The sequence below is a fragment of the Streptomyces sp. NRRL F-5122 genome, from assembly GCF_001507435.1.
GTDB lineage: Bacteria > Actinomycetota > Actinomycetes > Streptomycetales > Streptomycetaceae > Streptomyces > Streptomyces lannensis.
In genome coordinates this window covers 1-7,848 of record NZ_LMWH01000021.1, presented here as the reverse complement: position 1 = coordinate 7,848, position 7,848 = coordinate 1, and the positions used below count along the sequence as shown (strand labels likewise).

Annotated in this window: 8 protein-coding genes; 3 read left to right on the top strand and 5 right to left on the bottom strand. The window is 65.2% G+C overall.

All coding sequences use genetic code 11. The features are described 5' to 3' along the window. Window positions 1-1,070 precede the first annotated feature (1,070 nt). From ADL25_RS04880 to ADL25_RS04870, 4 genes are all read right to left on the bottom strand, one after another. Window positions 1,071-1,484: a hypothetical protein gene (locus ADL25_RS04880; RefSeq protein ID WP_059126373.1), complete on the bottom strand. Its 414-nt coding sequence runs from the start codon at window positions 1,482-1,484 to the stop codon at window positions 1,071-1,073. A gap of 68 nt (window positions 1,485-1,552) precedes the next feature. Next, entirely contained in the window at window positions 1,553-3,007 is a 1,455-nt protein-coding gene (locus tag ADL25_RS49650; protein ID WP_234380566.1) for a tyrosine-type recombinase/integrase, read from the bottom strand. Window positions 3,008-3,079: 72 nt separating this feature from the next. After that, entirely contained in the window at window positions 3,080-4,021 is a 942-nt protein-coding gene (locus ADL25_RS49645) for a hypothetical protein (RefSeq protein ID WP_199839101.1), read from the bottom strand. Then, window positions 4,018-5,259 carry a tyrosine-type recombinase/integrase gene (locus ADL25_RS04870; protein ID WP_059126372.1) on the bottom strand — a complete coding sequence of 414 codons (1,242 nt, stop codon included), beginning with the start codon at window positions 5,257-5,259 and terminating at the stop codon, window positions 4,018-4,020. Before ADL25_RS04870 ends, ADL25_RS49645 begins: the two co-directional genes overlap by 4 nt. A gap of 114 nt (window positions 5,260-5,373) precedes the next feature. On the opposite strand from ADL25_RS04870, the gene ADL25_RS04865 reads away from it, so the two are divergent. The 3 genes from ADL25_RS04865 to ADL25_RS45665 are packed head-to-tail and all read left to right on the top strand — an operon-like array spanning window position 5,374 to window position 6,640. Beyond that, complete coding sequence (locus ADL25_RS04865) at window positions 5,374-5,562, top strand: hypothetical protein (protein WP_059126371.1); 189 nt, start codon at window positions 5,374-5,376, stop codon at window positions 5,560-5,562. A gap of 44 nt (window positions 5,563-5,606) precedes the next feature. Next, window positions 5,607-6,137, top strand: a complete 531-nt coding sequence (locus tag ADL25_RS50260) for a hypothetical protein (RefSeq protein WP_059126370.1) — start codon at window positions 5,607-5,609, stop codon at window positions 6,135-6,137. 35 nt (window positions 6,138-6,172) lie between these two features. Continuing rightward, complete coding sequence (locus tag ADL25_RS45665; protein ID WP_420711337.1) at window positions 6,173-6,640, top strand: transposase; 468 nt, start codon at window positions 6,173-6,175, stop codon at window positions 6,638-6,640. A gap of 327 nt (window positions 6,641-6,967) precedes the next feature. On the opposite strand, the gene ADL25_RS04850 is transcribed toward ADL25_RS45665, so the two are convergent. Beyond that, a partial coding sequence (locus tag ADL25_RS04850; protein ID WP_059126369.1) for an alpha/beta fold hydrolase occupies window positions 6,968-7,848 on the bottom strand: 881 nt, incomplete at its 5' end.

The following is a 7,848-nucleotide window of genomic DNA, read 5'->3' as shown; positions in this document are numbered from 1 at the left end:
CCCCTCCCCCACCCACCCCACCGGCCGGTTCCTACTCACCCTGACACCAAAGGCATACGCTGGCACCGGCATCCAAGCCGTCCACCCAGCCCAATAGCCGTCAGCCGCGCGGCGGCAGCAGGCGGTCGCGCGAGCTCGCCTGGACCACCGACACCATCGTCACTTCACCCCCGGCCCGGCCCACCACAACCTGACACCCACAAAAACCCGACACAGCTACGCCGCAGCAGCGCCGACGGACGACCGCGCGGACACGCCCGCGTCTTTGGGTCGCATGCCACGATCATGCAAGCTCAGTCTGAGCCAACCAGGGCCTCACCGACCGCCTGATTGACTCGACTTCCCAAATCCTCGACCGCGAGCTGGAGACCGTCCACAAAGATCCCGATCAGCACGGCTCCCAAGTTCAACCGAAGCCGTAGACGAACGAGCACACGTACTCGCACATCAACGCCTATCGGCGCCTCGCCGGGGACTACGAAACCAGACCTGCCCGCTCCGAGTCCGCGATCACCTGAGTGGTCCTGACGTTGCTCAGCGGCCCCGGCATGTTGGCCTGCGGTGGCCCCAGTTGGTGGGTCGCGCGAGCGCATTGAGGGGTGGTGACGGGGCGAAGTGGCCCCACCTCGGCTCTTGCGGTGAGACGGTTCCTATGGCTTCCGGCAGGGGCGGTGCTGTGGATGTCTTTGTCCAAGCAAGAGCTGTTCGACCGGATCCGGCGGGACAACTGGCAGCGCAGCTGTCGATCCGGGCTCTGTCGCGGAAGTACGGCGTTCATCGTCGCCTGGTCCGTGAGGCTCTGTCCTCGCCGGTGCCTACCCGCGCCGCCGACCGGTGCGGACCTCACCGCGGATGGAGCCGTACAAGGTTCGTCGACCAGCGCCGGACCCACCGTCCCAGCGAGGAGTACCGCGAGCCCAGCGACACCGAGTGGCAGGACTTCCGCGACCACTTCAGCCTGCGCAAGGTCGCGCTCGGCACCTGCGACCGGCCTTACGGAACCCCTTGCCAGCATGAAAACGCCTGCTTCTCTGAACTTGCCGTTGCGCGGTGATCGAGTCAGGAAGTTCTTACTCGCGGTTGAGTTCGTGGTAGGCACGAAAGTCGAAGAAGCGCAGGCCGTCGTTCACTGCTCCAGACTTGATCTCCTGCAACGTCCAGGGGTGGGCGGAATAGTCGTCGGTCACGACGCCTCCGTGCTGCAGCAACAGCTCGACCAGTTGGCGAACCTCTGTGGTGCCATCGATTCGTCCGGAGATGTCAATCTGCACTGCCCAGGTGGGGTGATGCCCGACGGCCGCTTCGAGGGCCGCCATGTCGTCGGGATCCCAGTCGGAGAAGAGGTAGCCGGCCTGCTCATCGTCGATCTCGATGTAGAGGTTGCCCTCCACAGTCCAGGGATCGCGCTGCTCAGGCAGATGTCGATCGAGCGACGCGACGGTCTCAGCACGCTCACCTGCGGGGAACACGAACACACTGCGCATGGAGTGGATCGTAGGCGTGCAGCTCCTCAGCAACCACGGATATTCACTGGGCATCGATCAGCTTGCCTTCATGAGGTGCTGGTTGAAGCTCTCGGCGGAGCAGGGAGGCCGAGGTCGATGGTGCCGTGACTGGTGGGGCGGCGGTCGAGCTGGGCAAGTTTCTCCTCTGCTCCGGTGAGGCTGACCTGGAGTCCCTCGACTTCGCCCAGCCAGCCTTCGCGCTCGGCTTCGTCGATGCGGGCGAGGAGGTTGTCGCGGATGTCGACGAGCCGTGCCCGTTGGGCCGGATCCGGCCGGAGGAGTGAGCATCTGACACAAGCGTGCTCATGAATACAAGGGGACCCGAAGGCGCATGCGCAAGTGCCGATGGACACCTTCCGCTTCTCGAAGTGGGCGAGGAAAGCGTCCCACTCCTCTTCGGTCGGGGTTCGGTACTCTTCGCCGGGGCGAGAGGCTCGGCGGCGGGCGATGAACGCTCGGTGGGCTTCGATCGTCTCTGCGGGGTAGACCGCTTTGTACCCCATCGTGGTGTCGATGCTCCGGTGCCCGCAGATCACCTGGGCGATGTGCGGCGGCAGGCCGTTCATTATGGCGTCGGTGACGAAGATCCTCCGGAAGTCGTGAGGCGAGAAGGTAAGCGGCTCGCCTGCCGCGTTGGTCAAGCCGGTGGCGGCCAAGGCACTGATCAGCAGTTTTCGGATCGCGGTCGGCGTGAATGCACGGTGTTCGGAGCCGATGTCGCGCTGGAACAGCAGCGGCATCGGTGGGTTCCAAACCTTCTCGCGGACGTCGTAGGAGGCCACCAGCGGTATCGCCGCGTCTGGGCCGCGCAAACGGGTAATGATGGCGCTGAGGACGTCTGCGAGTTCCGGGCTGACCAGCAAGAGTCGCTCGGTGTCGGTTTTTGATGGGGCGATCTGCAGTAGTGGTACGACTTCGCCGGTGGACGGGAGCCGGTACTGGGTGACGCTGTGGTGCGTCAGCTCCAGGAGTTCCTCGTTGCGGATGCCGGTCAGACGGAGGACCTCGATCGTGGCGAAGGCCCAGAACCCCTCTTCTTCCTCGTATGTCAGGTTCCGCCGCCGTCCACCGGATGTCTCTTCGGCCCAGGTGAGGTGGCCTGCCGCCGTGGGAGCGACGGCTTTGCGTAATGATCCGTCGGTGCCGGGGATCAGTGCCCCGGGCTCGGTGTTGTTCGCCGCCTGGAGCAGGTCGGCGGCCGTGCGTCGCCGACGGTCGGCGGTGCTGGTCAGAATGGGCATGATGGGCAGTCGCTCGCGGGTACGCTGGTCCATCCGAGCCTTGCGCGGCTTGCGTTCCTTCGCCTTGTGGATCTCGTCGTCGCTGATGGGACAGGGCACGGCCCATGGCCCCCAGCGGGCTGGTTCTTCGGCCGCCCACTGCGCGATGTCGAGATAGAAGGCCCGTACTCGCATGAGTTCGTCCTTGGCATTGAGCCGTGGACTGGAGACCTCGATGCTGTTGCCGTCGGGGTCAGTGATGGTGCGCTTCTTGACCTTCAAGTCCTCCTTCCAGGCGCGAGTCACTGGCGGCGGCAGCCGCAGCGAGTCGGTCCCCGGCGCGAGGGCTTCGATTCAGGCCCAGAACAGGCCCGCGAGCGTGCGCGAGATCGCGTCCAAGCTGGCGAAGTCCAGCGAAGGCTGCCGCTCCAGGTAGTCCACGATCAGATCGCGGACCGGCCGACACTGGATGCGGTAGCGGTCCACCAGCTCCTCGATGCTCAACTGGCCAAGAGCAAGACCGAATGCCCGGATCGTTGCCGGGGCGTCCTCAGGGAAGATGCCCAGGGTGCGCAGCCGCAGATAGAAGTCGACCTTCTTCTGCCCGCCGCGGGCATGCACCCGGCGCTGGGCGTCGACGAGCTCCACGCAGTCGCCAACCGTGATGTCCCGGATGAGTCCGCCCTTGCAGGCCAGCAGAGTCGCGATGCGTGTCGCGGCGATCTGGGCGTCCTTGCGCGAGTTCGCCGGCCCGGACTCGGCCAACTGGTGCAGGAGTGCCAACCCATCGGGATCGCGGAGCTGAGCCATGGCGGAGGCGAGATACCGATGCGTGCGGGTAAGCATCCACGGCAAACCAGGGCGGATGGCGTCTCCGCAGATCAGCATAAGCAGCCCTGAAGACAGGTCATCGCGGTCATACGGCGGCGAGTGCCCGCGCTCGCGCAGCCACCGCAGCGGAAGATCCACCCAGGCAGCACCGGGGAGATCCTCCGCGCCGCTGGCCATCCACCGTTGTTGCCAGGTATCCCCCGGCAAGCTCGACAGCCAGCGCAGCAGCTTGGCCACCCCGCGTCGACGACCGGCTCGGGTGCCGTTGACCGCCGAGTCGAACGGCGGCGCAGTCAGCCGCCGCAGCATCTCCTCCAGTGGCTGTGCAGCGTGCGGCCACCACAGCTCGGCCGCCCGAGCCGGAAAACGCGCCCGCAGATGGCTGTTCCTCGCCTGAGCCTGCTCCGCCGTCGCATATGAGACCTCCAACGGCCTGCGCATCACGTGCTTGACAACAGCAGTCACGACAACCGCCCGAACAAGACGTCCAGCGACGCCGGGTTGTAACCCGGTGCCGGAGAAGGAGCAGGCTGACTGTACTCACGGGCCTGCCGCTCGTGATGGGCCAGCACCCCGGCCACGACCTCGTCCTTTCGCGGCGTCAGATACACCTCCGTGGCGGACAAATGCGCATGTCCCAGAACCCATTGGACGTCGGCCAACGACAACTTCGGGTCGCGCACCATTCGGACAGCCGCGCTGTGCCGCAGATCGTGAAGGGTCCAGTCGGCGCCGAGTGAGGCATTGACCCGCTCGAACATCCGGTGTGCACCGTGGTAGGTCAGCGGCCGAAATGGGCGCCGCCGTGTCCACCACACCAGCTGGGCGCGACCGCGTGGCACCTGGCCGTGCACTTCCTGTTGATAGAGGCGCAGCCACACGAACGCGTCCGCCGACGCCGACACCTGCTGCACCGCCCGCGAGCCCTTTCGCACCACACTGATCAACTGCTGGCCGGGGTCGACGTCGCGCTGCCGGATGCCGATCAGCTCCGAAGCGCGTACTCCGGTGGAGATCCAGAATGCGACCAAAGCCCGGTCACGGTGGGAGGGGAGCGCGGCGAACAGCTCGTCGAACCACTTGTCGGGAATCGAGCGCGGGATCCGCTGCGGAAGGCTGGGCCGGTAGCGGCCCACCCGCTCGGGTTTCCAGCCGTCCATCGGGTTGCGGTGCGCGTGCGCACGGCCGGAACGACGCGACAGGTCCAGCGGGAACGGATTGATCAGCGGGCCGGTTCCCACGTCGCGGTGGATGTCGTAGAAGCGCCGCAGAACCGTCTCGCTGTGCGCGACGGTGGTCGCAGCGTAACCGGGCCCGGTCGGCGGCTTCCCCGTCACGGGGTTCGGACCACCGGTGGCCTGTACCGATCGTCGGCCCGCAGCCTTGCCTCGGCTCGGTTTGACCGTCAGCTGGATCCAGCGGCTGAAGTCCCTGGCCTCCACCCGGGTCGCTCGGTCCCAGGGAATGCCCACTACCTGCAGGAACTGCCACCACCTGAGCACATCCATTCCGTAGGAGCGGACCGTCGACGGGGCTTTCCCGGCCGCCAGCAACTCCTGGAAGTAGACGGCGACCGCTTCCACCGTCACACCGTCGCGATCGAGGAGCCGATAAGGCTCGTACCGATCGCCGGTCTCCACCAGCCGTCCCCACCGAGGAACCACCAACGTCCTCAGGTCCCGCTCGGACGCATCGTTCGTCACGACCGGTGACCGTAGCGACCGCAGTCAGCATCCGCCCCCTGAACTGCCCAATCCCCACTGTTCGTTCAGTCAACGGGGCGTTCGCTGCCCGATGCTCCGCCTCGACCTCGCCCAGTGCCCCAACTGCTGGAGATCGAAGCCAACACCCATCAACGGCTCGAAGAGGCCCACCGGATGCAGTGGCTGGGAGAGGTCGCCGCCCTGAAGGAGACCCTGCGGCACATCAACGACAAGAAGAAGCAGGCCGACCGCCTTCGGAGGCAAGCACAGCGGGGAGAGAGCGGACCCGGTTCCCTCAGCTGAACAATCACATTGACCAGCGTCGGCGAGATACAGATCGTGAGCCCATGACGGACAGCACATGGCTCAACCGCGATCACCAGCTCATCCCCGGCAAGGAGGTCTTCCACAGCGAGCGCAGGTTCCACCTCTTGGCCTACACAGCGAGCCACGGCCAGCTCCTGATGCGGAGCGTCGGCCGGCCCGACGAACCCGGCGAGCCCGAGACAACGATTGACCTGCTGTTCAAGCCCGCCGCCGTGGTGAAGATCCGTGACGACTACCGCGGCTTGGCGATCAGATGCGCGACCGCGGCCGAGAGCGCGCAGGTCAAGACCGACCACGCCAGCATGTCCTTCAGCCGGGACGATCGTGTCTTCGTTCTGGAGAGCCAGGGTGAGTCCGACTACGTGGTCGCCATGGCCGTCGGCTGGAGGGAAGGGGTGCTCGGCCGCACGCAACAGAGCTTCTTAATACGGTCGGCAGGAAAATCGGTGACGCCGACGAACAGGCCATCGCCCAGCTGCCGGAAACCGCGTGGGAAACGTCCCTGCGCCAGGACGGGAGTATCCAGGACGGGTACGCGGTCGCGGAACTGACCGCGCTGAACACCCGGGAGGGCTGGCCGGAGGGGATGCGGCTGATCGTGCGCCGGGTCAGACCCTCCCGCCGGCAGATGAAGAACCTCACCGCCTTCGAGATCAAAACCGGCTGGCGCTACTCCATCACCGCCACCAACATCCGCCACATGTGGGGGATTTCGGGGTCGCAGCACGCGCAGTGGCTTGATGTTCTGCACCGCTCGCACGTGGTGGTGGAGGACAGGGTGCGCTGTGACAAGGCCCGTGGTCTGCGCAATCTCCCCTCCCAGTCCTGGACGGTCAACCGGGGATGGATGCTCGCCGCGAACCTCGCCGCCGACGTGGAAGCCTGGACCCGGCTGCTGGGACTGCACGATGTGGACGGCCTCGCCGACGCCGAACCCGACACCCTGCGCTACAAACTTCTGCATCTGCCCGCCCGCCTGGTCCGCCACGCCCGCCGACGGGTCCTGAAGATCCCCGACACCTGGCCCTGGCGCACCGCGTTCACCACCTGCTGAACGCCTCTCCGAACTTCCGGCCGTCACCTAACGTCCGGTCCCGTCCCGACGAAGACCAGAACGGAGGAGAACCACACATCCCCGGGCCCGTGGAACCCGGCGCAGCCGCAGCGACACGCGACGAACCCGCCTCACACCCGAAGGGACAAACGGGGCGAACTGACCACCTCAAGAGGCAGCGATCACCGCTCACGAATCGAGGTTGACTCCATAACATGACGATGTGGTCGTGCTGGTAGCAACGTGATTGCTACCAGCACGACCACATCAAAGGGAATGCTACTCGCCCTCAAAAGAACCATTCCGGTCCTCGGATGACGGTGAAAGCTACTTCTGCAGGAAGGACTGCAGCATAGCCGTCACTTCCTTCGGCCTCTCCTGCGTCACGAAGTGGCCCGTGTTCTTGAGAACTCGTCCCTGGACGTTCACAGCGTACTTGCTCCACTGGTCAGCGACCATCGAACCGAAGGAGTTCTCGCCACCGACCGCAAGAATAGGCATCTTCAACTTACCCTCAGCCTGGTACGTCTTGGTCTGCGCAATGTCCGCACGCATCCCCCGGTACACGCTCAACCATGCATGCGTGCGACCGGGCTCCTTCAGGAAGTGTCCGTAGTACTTAAAGTCCGACTGGCTGAACGCCGACTTGACGCTCGTCCACTCGCTCATGATGTTCTTGACGAAGACGGTCTCGTTGCCCGCGAGAAGCTTTTCCGCCAAGGGCTGCTGGAACAGCCCGAAGTGCCAAGCCGTCGGCTTTGTCGGGTCAGGGCTGAGGACCGGGAAGCTGTAGATGCTCTCATCCGGGAGAGGCGCTTCCATCACAACCATGCTCCGGACTTCCGACCGGTACTGGGCGGCATAGTCGTAGGCGACAAACACACTGAGGTCGTGGCCGACTATCTGGATTCCGTTGTTGAGGCCCAGCTGGACCAGCAGCTGATGCTCGTCTCGGGCCAGCTGTGGCGACGTGTAACCACTCTTTGTAACCTGAGAGTCGCCAGTGCCGCGCAGGTCGACCGCGATAACGGTGTGGTTCTTGGAGAGTGGACCCATCTCCGGCTTGAACTCGCTCCAGTTGTTGGGGAACCCTCCCGACATCAGGACGGGTGATCCTTTACCACCGATCACGTAATGCATGCGGAAGCCGTTCACCTCCGCATACTTGGACTGAAAGCCGGCCGGTGGCTTGTCCTGCGGGAACACAG